At 74.0% G+C, this 2333-nt stretch carries 2 protein-coding genes; both read right to left on the reverse strand.

Annotated elements, in window-relative coordinates; translation table 11 throughout:
• Positions 1-34: 34 nt before the first annotated feature.
• Positions 35-1420, reverse strand: a complete 1386-nt coding sequence (locus ACWD3D_RS36200) for an FAD-dependent oxidoreductase (RefSeq protein ID WP_451464908.1) — start codon at positions 1418-1420, stop codon at positions 35-37.
• Positions 1421-1507: 87 nt separating this feature from the next.
• Positions 1508-2333, reverse strand: an 826-nt coding sequence (locus tag ACWD3D_RS36205) for a DUF4349 domain-containing protein (protein ID WP_451464909.1), incomplete at its 5' end; no start/stop codon positions are given.

Consider the following 2333-nt stretch of genomic DNA (forward strand, 5'->3'; position numbering starts at 1 on the left):
GTCGCCGCCCGGGCCCGGCCGCCGCGCCGGACGCTCAGGCCGAGCCCGCCGCCCGTACCGCCGTGCTCGCCTTGCGGGCCGCCACCAGGACCGGGTCCCAGACGGGCGAGAACGGCGGGGCGTACCCCAGGTCGAGCGCGGTCATCTCCTCCACCGTCATCCCGGCGGTCAGCGCCACCGCCGCGATGTCCACCCGCTTCGCCGCCCCGTCGCGGCCCACGATCTGCACGCCCAGCAGCCGGCCGGTGCGGTACTCGGCGAGCATCTTCACCGTCATGGGCGCCGCGCCCGGGTAGTAGCCGGCCCGGCCCGTCGATTCGATGGTGGCCGTCACGAACCTCAGCCCGACCGCCCGCGCGTCCTTCTCCCGCAGCCCGGTCCGGGCGATCTCCAGGTCGCAGACCTTGCTCACGGCCGTACCGACCACGCCCGGGAACGTGCCGTAACCACCGCCGACGTTCGCGCCGATGACCTGGCCGTGCTTGTTGGCGTGGGTGCCGAGCGCGATGTGCCGGGTGCGCTTCGCCACCAGGTCCAGCACCTCCACGCAGTCGCCGCCCGCCCAGATGTCCTCGTGCCCGACCACCCGCATCGACAGGTCCGTCAGCAGACCGCCGTGCGGGCCCAGCGGCAGCCCGGCCGCGCGGGCGAGATCCGTCTCGGGTTCCACGCCGATGCCGAGGACCACCACGTCCGCCGGGTACGTCTCCCCTTCGGCCACCACCCCCGACACCCGGCCGTCCGGACCGGTGCGGATCTCCTCGACCGCCGCGCGGTTCACCGTGGTGATGCCGAGACCGTCCATCGCCTCGTGCACGAGGCGCCCCATGTCCGGGTCGAGCGTGGCCATCGGCTGCTCGCCCCGGTTCAGCACGGTCACCTCGAAACCCCGGTTCAGCATGGCCTCGGCCATCTCGACGCCGATGTACCCCGCGCCCACCACCACCGCGCGCCGACGGCCGGGGCCCGTCCGGTCCAGCGAGTCCAGCAGCGCCTGGCCGTCGTCCAGCGTCTGCACCCCGTGCACCCCGGGGGCGTCGATACCGGGCAGCGCCGGGCGCACCGGCCGGGCCCCGGTGCCGATCACCAGCTTGTCGTACCCGGTCCAGTACGTGTCACCGGTCTCCCGGTCCAGCGCCCGCACCCGCCGGCCCGCGACGTCGATCTCCGTCACCTCGGTGCGGGTGCGCAGATCGATGCCACGGGCCCGGTGCTCCTCGGGCGTACGGGCGATCAGGTCGTCGCGCTCCGCCACGTCGCCGCCCACCCAGTACGGGATGCCGCAGGCGGAGTACGAGGAGAAGTGGCCGCGCTCGAAGGCCACGATGCTCAGCTCGTCCGGCCCCTTCAGCCTGCGGCCCTGCGACGCGGCGTACATGCCCGCCGCGTCGCCCCCGACGACCACCAGTCGCTCCGTCATGCCAGGTCCCTTCGCCGCAGTGTGCCGACCACGCTAACGGCGTTCCCCGGTGTTCCCCGGCGTACCCCGGTGTTTCCCCCGGCGGTCTCAGGGAGCGGGAGTCGTGCTCGCGTCCTCCCGCTCGTCCGCGACGGCGGGGGCGGGGGCACCGGCCGCCGGGACGCGGCGACGGCGCACCACGAGCCGCCCGACCACCAGGAGCAGGGCGACGGCCGCCAGGAACGGGGCGGTCGCTCCGATCGCCATCGCGATCCACCGCACCGTCGTGACGAACGCGTCCCACCCACCGGTCACCGCGTCCCAGAACCCGGGATCGTCGTCCTCGTCGGCGACGGAGGCGTCCGGCTCGAAGAGATCCAGGGTGATCGTCGCCAGCGAGGTGCGGTCGGCCAGGCTCGCCCGCTGCGCGAGCAGGGACTCCAGGTTCGCCTGACGGCTGCTCAACTGGCCTTCGAGCGTGACGACATCGCTGAGCTTCTCCGCCTTCGCCATCAGGGCCCGCACCCGGTCGACGCTCGCCCGCTGGGTCGCGATGCGGCTCTCCACGTCCACCACCTGATCGGTGACGTCCTTCGCATCCGAGGTGCGCGACAGCAGCTTGCCCGTGCCGGCCAACCGCTTCAACACGGCCTCGTACCGGTCCTCCGGAACGCGCAGCACGAGGTGCGAGGCGTCGTGGACGTCGTCCACCCGCTCGGTCGACTCGCTCTCCACCAGCCCGCCGCTGCCCTCGGCGGCGGACCGGGCCGCGGCGACGGCCTTCGGGACGTCCTTCACCTCGATGGACATCACCGTGGTGCGGATCACGTGGGTGGCGGCCGGTGTGCTCTTGTCCACCGCCGTCCCGGCAGCGTCCCCGTCCGCCTTCCCGGCCGCCGCGGAACCCGCGCCGTCCGAGCGGGCGGGGCCGGAC

Source organism: Streptomyces sp. NPDC002690, assembly GCF_053592415.1.